The sequence below is a fragment of the Actinoallomurus sp. NPDC052274 genome (assembly GCF_040679475.1).
Classification (GTDB): domain Bacteria; phylum Actinomycetota; class Actinomycetes; order Streptosporangiales; family Streptosporangiaceae; genus Actinoallomurus; species Actinoallomurus liliacearum.
Genome location: NZ_JBFAUT010000029.1, coordinates 35,640 through 52,012, shown reverse-complemented (window position 1 = coordinate 52,012; position 16,373 = coordinate 35,640). Strand labels below are relative to the sequence as shown.

The following is a 16,373-nucleotide window of genomic DNA, read 5'->3' as shown; positions in this document are numbered from 1 at the left end:
CCGAGGGCCGCCAGGCCCTCGGCTACGAGCACGGCGTCGCAGAACACGGGCATGATGGCCACCATCAGGATCCCGCGCGGCGTACGGGTCACCGCGACCAACTGCGCCGGCGAGATCAGCGTCAGTGGCCCGCTGACCGACTCCCAACCGCACACCAGCGGCGGCGGCATCTGGCTCGACAAGGCGGAGGGAACCACCGTGGTCGCGGCCAGCAGCGGCGGTATCGCCGTCCGCAACAGCAGCGGGAGCCTCCACGCGACGACCTCGGGAGGCACCATCGCCGTCATAGGGATCTCCGGCATGGCCGTCCTCCACACCTCGGGCGGGTGCATCCTCGCTCGCGGCAACGGCCCGACGACGCTGAACGCCGTCGCCTTCGGCGGCGACATCCAGATCTCTGGCCGCTACGACCGAAAGGTCGTGACCGCCAGCGCGTTCGGCGGATGCGTCCGCTACCTGAAGTAGCGATCGACGATCGCCCGACCGCAGGGCCCGGCGTCACCGCCGAACCCTGTTGTGTTCGCGGGGACCCTAGCGTCTGGGTGCCAGCGGCCCGAGGGGCCGTCCCCTGGGCCGGCAGACTCGATGGCACTTACGGCGCAGAAACTCTGTCCGCCACCTCACGCAGCGTCCGTGCCTCTGCCGAATACAACGTCGACGGGGCGCGGGGCATACCGTGTGACACTCTTCGAGCGGCGCGTTCATGGCACTGGTGGTCACAGGGTCGCCATGACTGGATCCAGTCGATGACGAAGCGACGGCCACAGGCACCTCGACCACCGCGCCTTCCGCGAGGGCAGCGCCGAGCACGGCGGATACCAAGCAAAGTCTGATCTTCACGAGATCACCTCTCGGGCGGTCGGCTCCCGCGTAGATCCGCACACATGGGACCACGCCACTCGTCCGGCCCTACTTCGGGCCTCGTTGGTGGTGGCCGATACGCGGTTTAAGAGGCCGCCGCTTAGGTGGGCAAACGCGGTGACATGAGATCCGCACCCAGTGCGGGCAACGCTCACGAGGACGACATCTCGGGCGTATGGTGCGGCATACCTTCCGACACCCGTCGAACGGCACGTACAAAGCAGTGGTCGGCACGTGCTCTTGAAAGAAAAAGCTCGCTCGTGTGGCGGCGGCTACGGGAGCCTCGGATACCGCTCCTCCAACGACCGCCAGGCCGAGCGTGGCGGATATCAAGCAATGTTTGATCTTCGCCGGAATCACCCCCACAAGCATTCGGCGAACTCGCTCAGTCGGCTCGGTGGGTACCGCAACGCGCCATCGATCTTTCGATTCGAGCCTCTTGGCCATCATCGACGGTGGCCGGGACGCGTCTTAACGGGATGCGGCTTAATACCGCATCGCGTATGGCGGCAGACGCGGACCCGCTGGTATCTCCACCTCACGCACCGCGACTTCCCCGCGAGGAAACGACGCGACGCACAGGCTCGCTTGGTCTGGTAGCGGCAGACTGTACCGCATCTTTGAAACGGCACCTGAAGAGCGCCGACAATCGCAGGCTTACCATCCATTGAACTGGCGGGCGTCGTGGCGACTGCCACGGATATCTCGGGCAGTGCGCCTCCCATGACCGCCACACCGAGCGCGGCGGATATCAAGCAAAGTCTGATCTTCACACAGATTACCTCCCCCGGGGATGCGGCTTCCGTAGAGGTGGGACTACGCCACTTGTTCCGCCCATGCCCAGATCGGGCTCGATAAGAAACGACTTATCAGGCAAATTTCCTGCGAGTTGAGCGCAAGGTTACGGAATGTGGATTCAATCGCTGAGCCGCGCCGCGGCGCCACCTCCAGGCGACGGCGCGCTCCCGGGCCATCCCTCCCGTGTCCGCGCAGGGCCATCGGAGCGGGATCGCGTCCTCATACCAGCGGGACCATCGCTCGGCCTTGTCACCGACGACCAGGAAGATCGCTGCGCGATCCGGATCGAAGAGGAACGGAATTCGCATCTCCGACCGACAGAACCGGGCCGCATCTCTACGCATCTTGCTGTGCTCTGGCATTCCGGCGGGTTGCCGCCCCGGCTTCGGTTCGAAGATACCGAGCGATGTCTTCCACCAACGCGGCGGGGCGTCTGACCAAAGGAGAGAATCATGGAACCGGTGTTCGTCTGCCTGCTCCTCGTGGGATGCATGTCCTTCATCGCCGGCGTGGTGCTGGGTGTCGAGGAACTGATCAACTACGTCGACCCGGACGAGGACGTCCACTGGTACAGCGTCGCCGCGTCGATCCTGTTCGTCGGCTTCTCGATCGGCAACGTGATCGTGGTCGCCATGCACTGACCGGGATCGGCGATACTCACAGGTCCCCGACATGGCCCTGCAATTGCCCCTGGTCCGCCGAGGACCGGGGGTTTCGCCGTAAGCCAGGAGAGCCCTCGCCGTCACTGGTCTGCCGTCAGCCGCACCCGTGTTGTCCCGGCTCTAGTTGGGCGGTGCCAGGGTACGCAGAACGTCGAACTCATTGCCCTCCGGATCGGCCATCACCACCCAGCTCCGGCCAGGGCCCTGGCCCACGTCCACCCTGGCGGCGCCAAGGCCGAGCAGCCTGGCCACCTCGTCGTCGGTACTGCCGTCGATCGGGCTGACGTCCAGGTGGAGCCGGTTCTTCACGGCCTTGCCCTCCGGCACCCGTATGAACACCATGGTGGGCGGCATCTGGCGGGCCCGGACTTCCTCGACGGTCGGCTCCCAGGAGCCGATCTCGACCTTGCCCTCGCTCCGGTCGATCACCTCGAAGTCCAGGACCGCGCACCAGAAGGCCGCGAGGCGCTCCGGATCGTGGCAGTCGACGACCAACTCGGTGAACCTACTTGTCATGGACTCCCCCAGACAGCGCGGGCGGGGGCTCAGCCTAAGGGGTCCCGCCACCCGTCAGGCGACTCTCACGGAGTGCGGGCCGACACTGACGGTGATGTCGACGTGTCCCCCAAAAGCAGTCGCCCGCGACCAGGAAGATCGCTGCGCGATCCGGATCGAAGACGAACAGCAGGCCGATCGCACGACCGTCCGCTCGCGACTTCCACCGTTGCTGTCAGAGCAGCCCTGGCCGATCAGCCTCTCAACGGCTCTCACATGGGGGAACGAGAGCCTCCGGCCGGATTCGAACCGGCGACCTGTCGCTTACAAGGAATACGGACACCCCTGCTCGCGCGGCATCCGCCAAGGTAGATGGGGTCCGACGTACGGGCACGGGTGTCGGTGGTGGCTGTCGTTGCTGTCACCGTTGCTGTCACGGACGCCGGTGGCCTCAAGCGACCCTTACGGAGTGCGGGCCGACGCTGACGGTGATGTCAACGTGTCCGCCCAAGGCCGTCGCATAGGCACGGAGCGTCTCGAGTTCCATGGCTTCGATCTTGCCGTTCTCGATCTGCGAGATTCGGGACTGAGACACGCCTAGGGCCCGCGCCAACTCCACTTGAGTCTTGCCAACGGCCTTGCGCAACTCCTTGAGGTGGTGACCGGCCACATACGCGTCCAACTCGGCCCGCGCCCTGGCCTGACGCTCGGGATCGGCCAGCTCGGGATGCCGTCGATGGGCCTCAGCCTTGACGTCCCGCCAGTTACGTCCGGTGCTCATCGGCCGCCCTCCTCATCCTTCTCCGCCCGATATTCGGCGTACCTGGCCTCGGCGAGCGGAATCGCGTCCTCGTACCAGCGGGACCATCGCCCGCTCTTGTCGCCCGCAACCAGGAAGATCGCTGCGCGATCCGGATCGAAGACGAACAGCATGCGTATCTCCGACCGACCGCGAGAGCCCGGCCTCAGCTCCTTCAAGTTACGCAGCTTGCTGTGCTCCAGCGTGTCGACGAGCGGCCGGCCAAGGGTCGGCCCGACAGCGGCAAGCCGGTCGATGGCCTGCTCGATCAAGGCCGCCGAGTGCGGCTCAGACTCGCAGAGCTTCAGGAACCACGTCTCGACAGGCTCTAAGAGGATGACTTCCCATGTCACCCCACCAATATAACCTCTAGCTCATTTTTTCGGCTAGGGCAGACCTGTCACACGACCGTCCGCGCGCGACTCTCATCGTTGCTGTCAGGGCAGCCCTGGCCGATCAGCCTCTCAACGGCTCTCACCTTGGGGAACGAGAGCCTCCGGCCGGATTCGAACCGGCGACCTGCCGCTTACAAGGCGGACGCTCTGCCAGCTGAGCTACGGAGGCGCGCTGCTTTCGCAGCCTCACCACGATAGCGCGTATACGCCGCGAGTCAGACTCCGTTCCGGGCGCGTTCCCCTCGCCGTCGCACCGGCCGCAGGGCGCCTGGCATCAGTTAGTGAACCGTGGTTCAATAATCGGCGTGGCACGGCCGAGGAAGTTCACCGATGAGCGTCTGCTGACCGCCGCCGGGGTGGCGATCAGCCGGCTCGGGCCGGGGTTCACGCTGGCGGACGTCGCGCGGGAGGCGGGGGTCGCCGTCGGGACGGTGGCCCAGCGCTTCGGGTCCAGGCACGGGCTCTTGGCCGCGATGACCAGGGCGGCGGTGCGCACGACCCGGGAGGGCATGAGCGCGGCCGCGGCGGCGGGCGGCGATCCGGTGGCCGTGGTGGTCGAGGTGCTGGTGGCGGCGTTCGGACCGCTGGACGATCCCGCCCGGGCGGCGAACAACCTGGCTCAGCTGGCCGTCGACCTGGCCGACGAGGAGTTGCGCGGCCTGCTGGCCGAGCTGCACACCGCCTTGGAGGAGGGGCTGGTCCCCCTCCTCGACCGGGCGGTGCGGGAGGGCCGGCTGCCCGGGGCTCCGCCCGCGCCGGTGGCCGCGCGGATTCTGGCCGCGGTCACCGACGGTACGACGCTGCACTGGTCGGCGCGGCCCGCGGGTGGCCTCCGTGACCGGCTGCGCGCCGATCTGGGCGCCGTGCTGGCCGGCTGGAGCCACGGTTCAGACGCAGGAACGATCGAGGAGAGCATGTGACCGGTCCGTTGAAGGAACACGTCGCGCTGGTCACCGGGGGCACCCGGGGGGCCGGCCGCGGCATGGCGGTGGAGCTGGGCGCGGCCGGCGCGACGGTGTACGTCACCGGCCGCACGACGCGGGAGTCGCGCAGTCCGCTGGACCGCCCGGAGACGATCGAGGAGACCGCCGAGCTGGTCACTGAGGCGGGCGGCCGGGGCATTCCGGTGCGCTGCGACCACATGGTCCCCGCCGACGTACGGGCGCTGGTCCGGCGGATCGAGGACGAGCAGGTCGGCCGCCTGGACGTCCTCGTCGACGACACGTGGGGCGGCGACCAGTGGGTCGAGTGGAAACCCCTCTGGGAGCACGACCTGGAGAACGGCCTGCGGGCGCTCCGGAACGGCCTGGAGACCCACCTGATCACGCTGCACACCGTCCTTCCCCTGCTCGTACGGCGGGGACGCGGGCTGGTCGTCGAGATCACCGACGGGGACGACATGTTCAACGACCGCTACCGGGGGTCGATGTTCTTCGACATGGTGAAGGTGGCGATCACGCGGCTCGGCAAGATGCTGCACGACGAACTGTCCCCGCACGGGGTCACGTCGCTGTCGCTGACACCGGGGTTCCTGCGCTCGGAGGAGGTCCTGGAGCACTTCGGCGTCACCGAGGAGAGCTGGCGAGACGGGATCGCCAAGGACAAGTGGTTCGCGATCTCGGAGACGCCGCGCTACATCGGGCGGGCGGTCGCCGCGCTGGCCGCCGACCCGGAGGTGGCGCGCTGGTCCGGCAAGGCGCTGTCGGCCGGGGTGCTGGCGAAGCACTACGGCTTCACCGACCTCGACGGCTCGCAGCCGGAGGCGAGCCGGTTCTTCGAAGAGGTCTACTTCGGCGACAAGAAGGACGCCCCGGTCGAGGACTACCGCTGATCTGCGCCCCGTTTCTCCGTCGCCATGGCGACGGAGAAACGGGGCGTTCTTTCAGGAGCGACGGCGGCGGCTCGAGATCTCGTACATCGCGATGCCCGCCGCTACGCCGGCGTTCAGCGACTCGGCGTTCGGTCCCATCGGGATGTTGATGAGCAGGTCGCAGGTCTCGGCGACCAGCCGTGACAGACCCTTGCCCTCCGAGCCGACGACGAGCACGAGCGGGCCGCTCGCGGCCTCCAGGTCGCCGACGCCCACCGCACCCCGCGCGTCGAGCCCGGCGACGAACAGACCGGCGCTCTGGTACGCCTTCAGGGTCCGTACGAGGTTGGTGGCGCGGGCCACCGGGACCGAGGCGAGGGTCCCCGCGGAGGTCTTCCACGCCCCGGCGGTCACGCCCGCCGCCCGGCGCTCGGGGACGAGCACGCCGTTCGCGCCGAACGCGGCGGCCGAGCGGACGATCGCCCCCAGGTTGCGCGGGTCGGTCACGCCGTCGAGGGCCACGACGAGCTCCGGGGTGCCACGCTGCAGCAGGTCGTCGGGGTGCGCGTAGCGGTACTCGGGGACCTGCAGGACGATGCCCTGATGCACGGCCCGGTCGGTCATCCGGTCGAGCTCGGCCCGGCCCGCCTCGAGCAGCGGCACGCCGGCGTCCGTGGCCAGCTTGATGGACTCGCGGACACGGTCGTCGGAGGCGCCGGTCATGACGTACAGGGCGCTCGCCGGGATGCCCGCGCGCAGCGCCTCGACGACCGGGTTACGGCCGGTGACCAGCTCCGGGCCGTCGGGCGCGGACCGTCGGCCGGTGCGCTCCGCGGGCGCGGACGAGGAGGGCGTACGGCGGGTGCCGGCAGTGGTGGGTGTGCCGGTCCGCGTCGCCGACTTGGCGGCACGGGCGGTCTGCCGCTTGCCGTACCAGTGCCGGTCCTCCGCCTTCGGGGTGTGACTCGGCCCCTTCTTGCGACGCTTCGCCATGGTTGCCCTTCGCTGGTGCACAGGGCGCTGTCCCGCCCTCCGAAAACGAGGCGATCTCTCGCCCGCCAAAAGGCGATCTCTCGCCACTCACCAGACTCTACGCGGATCCGGGACCCGGCCCGTCCCGTAGGAGCCGCTCGATGCGCTCCAGCCGGCCTTCGACGGCGCTCAGCCGCCGCTCGATCGCCGACTCCGGGGTGGACGGGCCCTCCGCCGCCGGAGGCTCGGTCACCGGACGCCGCGGCGCCTCCGTCACCGGCTCCTCGGGAGGCGGTTCGGGGCTGCGCAGAGCGGAGATGACGTCGCGGCGGAGGTCGGAGGTGTCGACGCCGCACCGCTGGAGGACCCGGGCGCCGGCCCCTTCGGTCTCTCTGATCAGGCCGAGGAGGATGTGCTCGCTGCGGATGTAGTCGTGGCCGAAGTACAACGCCTCGCGCAGCGACAGTTCGAGGACCTTCTTGGCGCGGGCCGTGAACAGCACGTCGGTGTCGGGTGGCGTCGTTCCCCGCCCGACGAGCTCCTCGACGTCCCCGCGGGCGGTGTCGAGGGTGAGGCCGGCCGCGTCGAGGGCGCGCACCGCGCCGTCGGTGTCGCCGCGCAGCAGACCGAGGAGAAGATGCTCGGTGCCGATGTGCCCGTGCTCGAAGGCGCGGGCCTCTTCCTGGGCGTGGACGACGACTCGGCGGGCGGTGTCGGTGAACCGCTCCAACACGTGCACCACCTCGGTAGGGGAGGTACGGCCCGGCCGGGGCGGCCGGTGGGACCCAATCTCCTCGAACGGTACGTCCCCACCGGAACGGCCCGGTTAACCGGATCGGACGCCGCCGTGTCGCGGCGTCCGGTCCTGCGACGCGTCCGTGCCGGTCAGGAGCGCTTGAGCTCCCAGCGCGGGCCGCGCGGGGTGTCCTCGATGACGATGCCGGCGGCGGTCAGGCCGTCGCGGATGGCGTCCGCCGCGGCGTAGTCCTTGCGGGCGCGGGCCGCCTGCCGCTGCTCCAGGGCCACCGACACGAGCGCGTCGACGACGTCGCGAAGGTCGCCGGCCGCGCCCTCCCACTGTGCCGACAGCGGGTCGAGGCCGAGGGCGCCGAGCATCGCGCGCACCTCGCCGAGGACGCGGATCACGGTGTCCTTGTCGCCCGCGGCGAGCGCGGTGTTGCCCTCGCGCACCGCCTCGTGCACGACGGCCAGCGCCTGCGGCACGCCCAAGTCGTCGTTCATCGCGTCGACGAACGACGTCGGCAGCGCGCCGGGCTCGACCCGGCCGGCCAGCTCGACGGCGCGCGTCACGAACCCCTCGACGCGCTGGTACGCCACCGCGGCCTCGCGCAGCGCCTCGTCGGAGTAGTCGATGATCGACCGGTAGTGCGCGGCGGCGAGGTAGTAGCGGACCTCCACCGGCCGGGCCCGGTCCAGCAGGTCGGTCAGCAGCACGACGTTGCCGACGGACTTGCTCATCTTCTCGCCGTTCACCGTGAGCAGGCCGTTGTGCAGCCAGTAGCGGGCGAACCCGTCACCGGCCGCGGTCGACTGCGCCAGCTCGTTCTCGTGGTGCGGGAAGATCAGATCGACGCCGCCGCCGTGGATGTCGAACGTCGCGCCGAGGTACTTGGTCGACATCGCCGAGCACTCGAGGTGCCAGCCGGGACGGCCGGGACCCCACGGCGTCTCCCAGCTCGGCTCGCCCGGCTTGGCGCCCTTCCAGAGCGCGAAGTCGCGCGGGTCGCGCTTGGCCGCCTCGTTGGGCGTGTCGCCGGCGGGCCGCATGCTGTCGAGCCGCTGGTTGGACAGCGCGCCGTAGCGGTCGGCCCAGGACGCCACGTCGAAGTAGACGTCGCCCTCGACCGTGTAGGCGTGGCCGGCCTCGATGAGGCGGCGCATCAGCACGATCATCTCGGGGACGTGCCCGGTCGCCCGCGGCTCGATCGTCGGGGGCAGGCAGCCGAGCGCGTCGTAGCCGCGGCCGAAGACGCGCTGGTTGGCCTCGGCCACCGCGAACCACGGCACGCCCGTCTCCGCCGACACTCGGATGATCTTGTCGTCGATGTCGGTGATGTTCCGGACGAACGTCACGTCGTACCCGGAGGCGAGCAGCCAGCGGTAGACGAGGTCGTAGATGACGCCGGAGCGCATGTGCCCGATGTGCGGGGCGGCCTGCGGGGTGGCACCACACACGTAGATCCCCGCCCGGCCCGCCTGCAGCGGGACGAATTCGCGGATGCCACGGGTACCGGTGTCGTAAAGGCGCAGGCTCACGCGTAAGAGGCTATTCGATGCCGGTCCGGTCCCGTCACTGAAATCGCGCCCCTCACCCATTCATGACCTCACTGATCGGCCGGATTCGCCGTCCGCCCGCGCCCCGTCGTCCAGGCCGCGCAGCCGCCGGGTCAGCTCGCCGAACGCCACGACGTTCGGGACCTCCGCGGCGATCGCCGTCAGCCCGGCCGGGCGGTCGGCGCGGTCGACGTGGACCATGCCGCCCTCGATCTTCACCCGGTCCACGTTCTCCCACGGCACGTACTCACCGTCTTTGGCGATGCCCTGACGGGTGACGCCGAACGGTCCGAGCCGCACCTTGCCGCCGGTCTCGACACGGGACAGGTACTTGGGCAGCATCCGTTCGGTCACCGCGCGGGACACGGTCTCGACCAGTTCGCGGCCGCCGGGGACGCTCCCGTCGATCAGGGCCTCGGCCTCGATCCCCGCCCGGCCGGTCAGGATCAGCCGCCACGTGACCGTCCCGGTCGCGGCCAGGCGTACGCCGGAGACGCGCACTTCGGTGACGGCGTCCCAGGCGAGGGGCGTGACCGTGCGCCAGGAGGACAGCACGACGCCGTTCTCGAACAGGTGGGCCGTCGAACCCCGCGCCGGCAGGACCTCGCGTACGAGGACGCGGCCGGCCGCGCCGAGGTACGCGGCGGTGAGCAGCAGGGCGAGACCGGAGGCCCAGCCCAAGCCGTCGAACAGGAACGCGACGGTGAAGGGCAGCAGCACGAGCCCCGGCAGGCCCAGCAGCACCAGCCAGGCGCGGGACCGTCGGTCGACGGGCCGGGGATCGTGCCCGGCCCGGAACTCGCCGAGCCGCTCATCCTCGGCGACTCGGCGGACACGAGGCGGGAGATCGGCCGCGGTCCCCGCTTTCGCCGCAAAGAGGGGGAAATTGGACATCGACCGGCCGCATACCCACGAGCGGCCCCTTTGAAGCCCGGCCGCCGGATCCGGCCACCCCCCGCGCCCCGGCCCGCCCCGCGCCCCGCCTCCGGCGCGGCACGCATCGCACCCCGATCCCGGCGCGGCACACATCCGCCGCCCCACCGACGCCGCGCGGCGCACCCCGCGCCCGCCGGCGACACGCGGCGCGCGGTGAGAGCGGGAACACGTTGATCCGGTCAAGATAAGGGAACCCTCCGAGACGATGGTTGGCTTCCCTGCTATGAGTGACTCCCCCGCTCCGTACTCCCCGGCGCAGCGGCGACTGCTGACGGCGGCCGGCGGCCTCGGCGTCGCGGCGCTGGCCGGCGCGACGTTCGTGCTGTCCTACGACGACCTCCGGGCGCTCGCCCTCCGGGGCGGCGCCGCCCGCGACCGGGCGTTCCTGTACCCCGGCATGGTCGACGGCCTGGTCGTCGTCGTGATCCTTTCGATCCTGATCGCCCGCCGGGCGCCCTGGTGGGCACGCGCGGTCCGCTGGCTGCTGCTCCTGGCGCTGATCGTCGGCGCCGGCGCGGCCGGGGTCGAGCGCGCGGTCCGCGGCTACGGCGGCCTGTCGCACGCGTGGCTGTCCGGAGGGGTCGCGGCGGCCCCCTGGGTGATCCTCGCCGTCGCCGTCTGGCTGTGGCTTTCCATGATCAAGCAGCTCGTACGGACCCGGCGGCGGGACCCCGCGGCACCGGCGGCCCCGGAGCCCTCGCCGGACACACCGGACGACGACCGGGCGTTCATCCCCGGCCTTTCCGACGAGGCGTATGCCGAAACCCGGCCGCTCCCGCGCCCCGCCCCGCCCCGCGCCTTGGAGCCCGGCCCCGACGCCGTACGAGACCGGCCGCGTGACAGCGCCTCCCCCGCCGTGTCCGGCCGTCCGGCGGCCGAGCCCGTACCGGACCGGGAACGGTTGCCGGACCTGCCGCCGGCCGAGCATGTACGGGACCAGGGACCATCGCCGAGCCTCCCATCGGCCGAGCGCGTACGGGACCAGGGACCATCGCCGAGCCTCCCGTCGGCCGAGCGCGTACGGGACCGGGAGCTCTTGCCGGACCTCCCGCCGGCCGAGGTCGGCGACGACGACGCCCGTCCCAACTCGGGACGACCGCTCGAGGCCGCGCCCGACCGGACGCCGGAGACCGCGCCGGACCGGACCCGTGAGGACCGGCTCTCCCCACTCCTCCCGGCGGCCGACACCGATGCGGAGCCGGAACCGGCGCTCCCGCCCGAGTTGGAGCGGCAGGCGGATCGCGCGTGGCAGCCCGGCCCGGCGCTGCCCCCCGGCGTGGCGCCCATGGCCGATCACGACACCGACCAGGATTCCCGGCCCGTGGGACACGCGGAGCCGGACAGTGACCTCGTACCGGATACGGACCCGGAGGTGGTGGCGCCCATGCAGAACACGCCCGTGGACCCGGAAGAGGAAGAGCCTACGCCGCGCTGGGTGGCCCGGACCTCGCTGCCGACGGACGTGCGGCTGGTCGGGCCGCCGCAGACCAGGCAGCGGCTCGGCGACACGCAGCCCGACGGCATCAGGCTGCCCGACACCGACCCGGACGGCATCCCGATGCCCGGTGTGGCCGACGAGACGCCCGCCGGCGAGGAGGAGGACGCGTACGCCGACGACCGGGCCGCGGACCCGGAGGTCGGTGCCGAGGCCGATGACGCCCGTCCGTGGAGCCCGCCGGAGGGCGGGGGTCCGTGGGCCTCCGGCTCTGGAGGGTCCGGCGGCGGGGAGGAGCCGACGCCGCCGTCGAGCAAGTTCCGCAGCTCGCCCACTCCGCCGCGCGGCTGAAACGAGCGCGCGGACGTGGTCCGTATTGGATCCGAGAGCACGCCTGGGAAGGTAGGGATCGTGGAGACGTGGGTCGACGTGCCCGAGGGCAGCGGTTTCGGGGTGGAGAACCTGCCGTACGGCGTGTTCTCCCGGCGCGGCGAGCTGCCGCGGGTGGGGGTGGCGATCGGCGATCACGTGCTGGACCTGGCCGAGCTCGCGGCGGCGGGACTGCTGGCCGATCGGCGCTGGTTCGCCGCCGGAACGCTGAACTCCTTCATGGCCGCCGGACGCCCCGTCTGGCAGGCGACCCGGGACCGCCTGATCACGCTGCTCACCGACCCGGGGCATCGCGGATCGGTCGAGCCGCACCTGGTCCCGCTGGGCGAGATCGAGCTGCACCTGCCGTTCGACGTCGCCGACTACGTCGACTTCTACTCATCCCGCGACCACGCGGCGAACGTCGGTCAGATCTTCCGGCCGGGCGCGGGGGCGCTGCCGCCCAACTGGCTGCACCTGCCGATCGGCTACCACGGCCGGTCCGGCACCGTCGTGCCGTCCGGGACGCCGATCGTACGGCCCTGCGGCCAGCGCCGGAGCGATGACGGGCCGGTGTTCGGGCCCTCGGTCAAGCTGGACGTCGAGGCGGAGGTCGGCTTCGTCGTGGGCGTGCCCTCGGCGCTCGGCCGGCCGGTGCCGACGGCCGGGTTCCGGGATCACGTGTTCGGTTTCGTCCTGGTCAACGACTGGAGCGCGCGGGACATCCAGGCGTGGGAGTACCAGCCGCTCGGGCCGTTCCTCGGCAAGTCGTTCGCGACGTCGATCTCGCCGTGGGTGGTGCCCGTCGCGGCGCTCGAGAGCGCCCGTACGGCCCCGCCGGCCCAGGCGCCGGAGCCGCTGCCGTACCTGCGCTGCGACGAGCCCTGGGGGCTCGACCTGACGCTGCGGATCGAGCTCAACGGGCACGTGGTCAGCCGCCCGCCGTTCGCGACGATGTACTGGACCGCGCCGCAGCAGCTCGCGCACGCGACCGTGGGCGGCGCGGCGCTGCGCACCGGCGACCTGATGGCCTCCGGAACGGTGTCCGGGCCGGACCGGAACCAGCGCGGCAGTCTCATCGAGCTCACGTGGGACGGCCGGGATCCCCTGGTGCTGCCCGACGGGCGGCGCCGGGGCTACCTGGAGGACGGCGACACCGTACGGATCCAGGCGACCGCGGCCGGGCCCGGCGGCGCGCCGATCGGGTTCGGCGAGGTGACGGGGACCGTCATGCCGGCGCTCCGCTGACCCGCCGGAGACGCTTCAGACGAGCCCGGAGACGTTTCAGACGAGCACGGGCGTGCCGAACGCGATCAGACGTCAGACGAGCACGGGCGTGCCGAACGCGGTCGGACGTCAGACGAGGACGAGGGCCGTGGCGATCGCCGCCAGGCCCTCGCCGCGGCCCGTGAGGCCCAGCCCGTCCGTCGTGGTGCCGGCCACGCTGACCGGGACGCCGCCGAGCGCCTCGCTCAGCGTCTTCTCCGCCTCCGCCCGCCGCTTGCCGATCCGCGGGCGCACGCCGATGACCTGGATCGAGACGTTGCCGATCGCGTGGCCCGCCGCCGTGATGCGGCGCTCGACCTCGCGCAGGAGGTCGACGCCGGAGGCTCCCGCCCAGCGCGGGTCGGAGGTGCCGAAGACGGCGCCCAGGTCGCCGAGACCGGCGGCCGACAGGAGCGCGTCACAGGCCGCGTGCGCCGCGACGTCGCCGTCGGAGTGGCCCGCGAGGCCGTCGCCCTCGTCGGACCAGTCGAGGCCGGCCACCCGGAGCGGGCGGCCCGAAGCGAACGGGTGGACGTCGACTCCGACGCCCACCCGTGGAAACCGTGTCGCCAAGACGCTAGTTGGCCAGGACCTCGTCGAGGAGGGCCTCGGCCTTGTCCTCGTTGGTCTTCTCGGCCAGCGCCAGCTCGCTGACCAGTATCTGCCGCGCCTTGGCCAGCATCCGCTTCTCGCCGGCCGACAGGCCGCGCTCCTTGTCACGCCGCCACAGGTCTCGGACGACCTCGGCGACCTTGTTGACGTCGCCGGATGCGAGCTTCTCGAGGTTCGCCTTGTAACGCCTCGACCAGTTCGTGGGCTCTTCGGTGTAGGGTGCGCGGAGCACCTCGAACACCTTCTCAAGCCCCTCCTGGCCCACGACGTCACGAACACCGACCAGCTCGGCGTTCTCCGCCGGAACGCGAACGGTGAGATCGCCCTTATCGACCTTCAGGACCAGGTAGGTCTTGTCCTGACCTTTGATGGCACGAGTCTCGATGGCTTCGATCCGAGCAGCCCCATGGTGGGGGTAGACGACAGTGTCGCCGACCTTGAAAGTCATGTGACAAGTACCCCTTCCGCTATGGATAAGGGTAGCACGCTGCAGGGACCTGCTGAACCGACCATCCGGACATATACGCAGGTCAGCGCGGTAATTAGGGTATTGACAAAGCGCGAATTCGGTGTAACACCCGGCCATGGCGATTGGATTGGGCCACACCGCTCACACGGCGACGGAAGCGGCTCATACTGGAGATGGACGAGCCGACACGGGCCCGTGATCTCTCTGTGGACGAGGCATGGGACCGGGTGGGGCCGGCAGCGGTCCGAGAAGGTAGGTGTGGCGTGGGGCTTCACGGCGACCCTGACGACTACGGGCTTCCCAAGGTCGACATCGTCGTCCCGGACGACGCGCGGGAACTCGACCGCGACGTGCTCGCGTACCACCGTGAGCTGCGCCAGAAACGCCGCCGCGAGCGGTGGCAGCGGATCGCCCGCCCGTTCACGCGCTACGGTCTCGCCGCCCCCTTCATCGCCAGCGCCGTCCTCGTCGCCCTCATCAGCGGCGTGCTGATGACGGTCGTGTCGCCGCGCCCCACGACGCACACCGTCCAGGTGCCGCCCACGGGGATCGTCCACCACCAGCCGGGCGACATCGGCGGCGGGCTGCCCGCCGGGAACCTCTTCGTGAACGGCCGGCGGGTGCCGGTCGGCACGCTCATCAACATCGCCGGGGTCGTACTGATCGTGCCGCGCGGCTGCCGCTGCGACGCCGCGGTCACGCACGTCGCCCAGCAGGCCGTGGCGCAGGGGCTTCAGACCTGGCTGATCGCGGACGGGCGCGCGGGCAAGGACGCGGACGACGTACGGCGGCTCGCCGACACGGTGCCGCGTGGCGACGCCATCCCCGCCGAGGACCCCGACCGCGTGCTCTCCACCGCCTACCACGCGGCGCCGGTGGGGCTGACGGCGGTGCTCGTGGGGCCCGATAGGATCGTCCGCGACGTCGTCCGCGGCGTCCAGCCGGACCGGAACCTCACTGTTCGGGACCTGCAGGCCCTGCACACCCCGAGCTGAGCGCTCCGCGCCCGGCACGGACGTCCACCCGGCCCGCCAGACCCGTCCGCGTCCACCCGAGCGGCCCGGCCTCCGGGGTGAAACCACTGAAGCCCGCCCCCCGTCAGGGCCGGTGAGGATACCGTCGCTACGCTCTAGTTCGGGCGTTCCGTACGCCTCGGAAGACCCAAGCCCTGCCCAAGGAGAGAACGACGCCGTGAGCCGCAACCGTCGCCGGGCCGCCGCCATGGCCATCGCCGGTGCCTTCGCCGTCGCGCCGCTGGTGTCCGCCTGCGGTGCCGGCCAGCATCCGCAGTCGGTGCTGCCGACCCGCCTGACCGAAGGCGTCAACGCCTCCGTGGGCCACATCGACGTGCGCAACGCCTTCGTGCTCGGCCCGGAGCCCGGTCAGCGCCTTCCCGTGGGCGCCAACGCGCCGTTCTACGCCTACATCGTCAACAAGGGCACGTCGGACCGGCTCGTCGGCGTGGAGGCGCCGGGCGTGGCGCAGTCGGTCCAGATCGCGGGCGGCGGCATCGTCCTGCCGCCGAACCAGCTGATCTCGACCAACCCGCAGGCCTCCGAGCAGCCGTCCGGAGTGCCGACCCCCGGCACCTCGCCGAGCGGCACGCCGGGTACGGCCGCGACCCCGGGCGCGAGCGGCGCGCCGACCAAGGCCCCCGCGAAGAAGACCACGGCCGGCAAGCCGGCCAAGCCGGGTGGCCCGGCCACCCCGAGCAGCCCGGCCACGAGCGCCGCGCCGGGCGCCTCGAGCCCGACCGGCACCGCCGGCGGGGCGACCCCCCTGGTGATCCTCACGGGGCTCACGACGCAGCTGAACGGCGGGGAGAACATCCGGCTCACCCTGCACTTCGCACAGGCCGGCGCGCTCACCGTGACCGTCCCCGTCGTGCCGCGGGCGGACTACTACTCGACCTACCCGCCGGCGCCGAGCGGCGGCACGGCGACCACGCCGAGCCCCGGTGTCCCGGGCTCGGCCACGACTCCGGGCACGACCCCGTCGCCGGGCGCGAGCGGCAGCCCGACCACGGGCGCGGCCACGCCCACCAAGCACGCGAAGGCGAAGAAGGCCTCGGCGAAGCCGAGCGCCTGAGCGCCGCGCAGCGCGCACGCGAAAGCCCGCCGGACTCCGCATCGGAGCTTCGGCGGGCTTCCGCGTTCGGGAATGTTTTTCGCGCTTGAGGTCGTAGCCGAGCCCGCCGGA

The 16,373-nt window shown here is 71.2% G+C and carries 17 protein-coding genes and 1 tRNA gene; 8 read left to right on the top strand and 10 right to left on the bottom strand.

Annotated elements, in window-relative coordinates; genetic code table 11:
• Positions 1-51 precede the first annotated feature (51 nt).
• The gene (locus tag AB0K82_RS24275) at positions 52-465 is read left to right on the top strand and encodes a hypothetical protein (protein ID WP_364400623.1); all 414 of its coding nucleotides are present in this window, start codon (positions 52-54) and stop codon (positions 463-465) included.
• Positions 466-2,111: 1,646 nt separating this feature from the next.
• Positions 2,112-2,300: a hypothetical protein gene (locus AB0K82_RS24270; protein ID WP_364400621.1), complete on the top strand. Its 189-nt coding sequence runs from the start codon at positions 2,112-2,114 to the stop codon at positions 2,298-2,300.
• A gap of 141 nt (positions 2,301-2,441) precedes the next feature.
• Here AB0K82_RS24270 and AB0K82_RS24265 read toward each other — a convergent pair whose 3' ends face one another.
• From AB0K82_RS24265 to AB0K82_RS24250, 4 genes are all read right to left on the bottom strand, one after another.
• Complete coding sequence (locus AB0K82_RS24265; protein WP_364400619.1) at positions 2,442-2,837, bottom strand: VOC family protein; 396 nt, start codon at positions 2,835-2,837, stop codon at positions 2,442-2,444.
• Positions 2,838-3,267: 430 nt separating this feature from the next.
• Positions 3,268-3,597: a helix-turn-helix domain-containing protein gene (locus AB0K82_RS24260; RefSeq protein ID WP_364400616.1), complete on the bottom strand. Its 330-nt coding sequence runs from the start codon at positions 3,595-3,597 to the stop codon at positions 3,268-3,270.
• Positions 3,594-3,968, bottom strand: a complete 375-nt coding sequence (locus AB0K82_RS24255; RefSeq protein ID WP_364400614.1) for a type II toxin-antitoxin system RelE/ParE family toxin — start codon at positions 3,966-3,968, stop codon at positions 3,594-3,596. Before AB0K82_RS24255 ends, AB0K82_RS24260 begins: the two co-directional genes overlap by 4 nt.
• 138 nt (positions 3,969-4,106) lie before the next feature.
• Positions 4,107-4,179 (bottom strand) — tRNA-Thr (locus tag AB0K82_RS24250).
• 136 nt (positions 4,180-4,315) lie between these two features.
• On the opposite strand from AB0K82_RS24250, the gene AB0K82_RS24245 reads away from it, so the two are divergent.
• Positions 4,316-4,930 (top strand): TetR/AcrR family transcriptional regulator, encoded by a 615-nt coding sequence (locus tag AB0K82_RS24245; RefSeq protein WP_364400612.1) that lies wholly within the window; start codon positions 4,316-4,318, stop codon positions 4,928-4,930.
• The gene (locus tag AB0K82_RS24240; protein WP_364400609.1) at positions 4,927-5,841 is read left to right on the top strand and encodes an SDR family oxidoreductase; all 915 of its coding nucleotides are present in this window, start codon (positions 4,927-4,929) and stop codon (positions 5,839-5,841) included. Before AB0K82_RS24245 ends, AB0K82_RS24240 begins: the two co-directional genes overlap by 4 nt.
• A gap of 51 nt (positions 5,842-5,892) precedes the next feature.
• Here AB0K82_RS24240 and rlmB read toward each other — a convergent pair whose 3' ends face one another.
• The 4 genes from rlmB to AB0K82_RS24220 all read right to left on the bottom strand — a co-directional run bounded on the left by rlmB (position 5,893) and on the right by AB0K82_RS24220 (position 9,981).
• Positions 5,893-6,813 carry a 23S rRNA (guanosine(2251)-2'-O)-methyltransferase RlmB gene (gene rlmB / locus AB0K82_RS24235; protein ID WP_364400607.1) on the bottom strand — a complete coding sequence of 307 codons (921 nt, stop codon included), beginning with the start codon at positions 6,811-6,813 and terminating at the stop codon, positions 5,893-5,895.
• 97 nt (positions 6,814-6,910) lie between these two features.
• The gene (locus AB0K82_RS24230; protein ID WP_364400604.1) at positions 6,911-7,534 is read right to left on the bottom strand and encodes a Clp protease N-terminal domain-containing protein; all 624 of its coding nucleotides are present in this window, start codon (positions 7,532-7,534) and stop codon (positions 6,911-6,913) included.
• Between the two features lie 143 nt (positions 7,535-7,677).
• Positions 7,678-9,069, bottom strand: a complete 1,392-nt coding sequence (gene cysS, locus AB0K82_RS24225; protein WP_364400601.1) for a cysteine--tRNA ligase — start codon at positions 9,067-9,069, stop codon at positions 7,678-7,680.
• 60 nt (positions 9,070-9,129) lie between these two features.
• Positions 9,130-9,981: a DUF6585 family protein gene (locus tag AB0K82_RS24220; RefSeq protein ID WP_364400598.1), complete on the bottom strand. Its 852-nt coding sequence runs from the start codon at positions 9,979-9,981 to the stop codon at positions 9,130-9,132.
• Between the two features lie 265 nt (positions 9,982-10,246).
• Between AB0K82_RS24220 and AB0K82_RS24215 the strand changes: the two genes are divergently transcribed.
• The gene (locus AB0K82_RS24215) at positions 10,247-11,809 is read left to right on the top strand and encodes a DUF2637 domain-containing protein (protein WP_364400595.1); all 1,563 of its coding nucleotides are present in this window, start codon (positions 10,247-10,249) and stop codon (positions 11,807-11,809) included.
• A gap of 57 nt (positions 11,810-11,866) precedes the next feature.
• Complete coding sequence (gene fahA, locus AB0K82_RS24210; protein ID WP_364400765.1) at positions 11,867-13,075, top strand: fumarylacetoacetase; 1,209 nt, start codon at positions 11,867-11,869, stop codon at positions 13,073-13,075.
• Positions 13,076-13,183: 108 nt separating this feature from the next.
• On the opposite strand, the gene ispF is transcribed toward fahA, so the two are convergent.
• Positions 13,184-13,645, bottom strand: coding sequence for a 2-C-methyl-D-erythritol 2,4-cyclodiphosphate synthase (ispF, locus tag AB0K82_RS24205; RefSeq protein WP_364400592.1), 462 nt, complete (start codon positions 13,643-13,645; stop codon positions 13,184-13,186).
• Positions 13,646-13,670: 25 nt separating this feature from the next.
• Positions 13,671-14,153: a CarD family transcriptional regulator gene (locus tag AB0K82_RS24200; RefSeq protein ID WP_252778128.1), complete on the bottom strand. Its 483-nt coding sequence runs from the start codon at positions 14,151-14,153 to the stop codon at positions 13,671-13,673.
• Positions 14,154-14,437: 284 nt separating this feature from the next.
• Between AB0K82_RS24200 and AB0K82_RS24195 the strand changes: the two genes are divergently transcribed.
• Together AB0K82_RS24195 and AB0K82_RS24190 are read left to right on the top strand one after the other, a co-directional pair.
• A complete protein-coding gene (locus AB0K82_RS24195) occupies positions 14,438-15,169 on the top strand; it encodes a hypothetical protein (protein ID WP_364400590.1) in 732 nt (243 codons plus the stop codon).
• A gap of 196 nt (positions 15,170-15,365) precedes the next feature.
• A complete protein-coding gene (locus AB0K82_RS24190; RefSeq protein WP_364400587.1) occupies positions 15,366-16,262 on the top strand; it encodes a hypothetical protein in 897 nt (298 codons plus the stop codon).
• The last annotated feature ends 111 nt before the right edge of the window (positions 16,263-16,373 follow it).

Bases quoted from the DNA above. Each gene is read 5' to 3' on its own strand.
- AB0K82_RS24265 (WP_364400619.1), bottom strand. From the start codon at position 2,837: ATGACAAGTAGGTTCACCGAGTTGGTCGTCGACTGCCACGATCCGGAG.
- AB0K82_RS24215 (WP_364400595.1), top strand. From the start codon at position 10,247: ATGAGTGACTCCCCCGCTCCGTACTCCCCGGCGCAGCGGCGACTGCTG.
- rlmB (WP_364400607.1), bottom strand. From the start codon at position 6,813: ATGGCGAAGCGTCGCAAGAAGGGGCCGAGTCACACCCCGAAGGCGGAG.
- AB0K82_RS24275 (WP_364400623.1), top strand. From the start codon at position 52: ATGATGGCCACCATCAGGATCCCGCGCGGCGTACGGGTCACCGCGACC.
- AB0K82_RS24270 (WP_364400621.1), top strand. From the start codon at position 2,112: ATGGAACCGGTGTTCGTCTGCCTGCTCCTCGTGGGATGCATGTCCTTC.
- AB0K82_RS24200 (WP_252778128.1), bottom strand. From the start codon at position 14,153: ATGACTTTCAAGGTCGGCGACACTGTCGTCTACCCCCACCATGGGGCT.
- AB0K82_RS24260 (WP_364400616.1), bottom strand. From the start codon at position 3,597: ATGAGCACCGGACGTAACTGGCGGGACGTCAAGGCTGAGGCCCATCGA.
- AB0K82_RS24220 (WP_364400598.1), bottom strand. From the start codon at position 9,981: ATGTCCAATTTCCCCCTCTTTGCGGCGAAAGCGGGGACCGCGGCCGAT.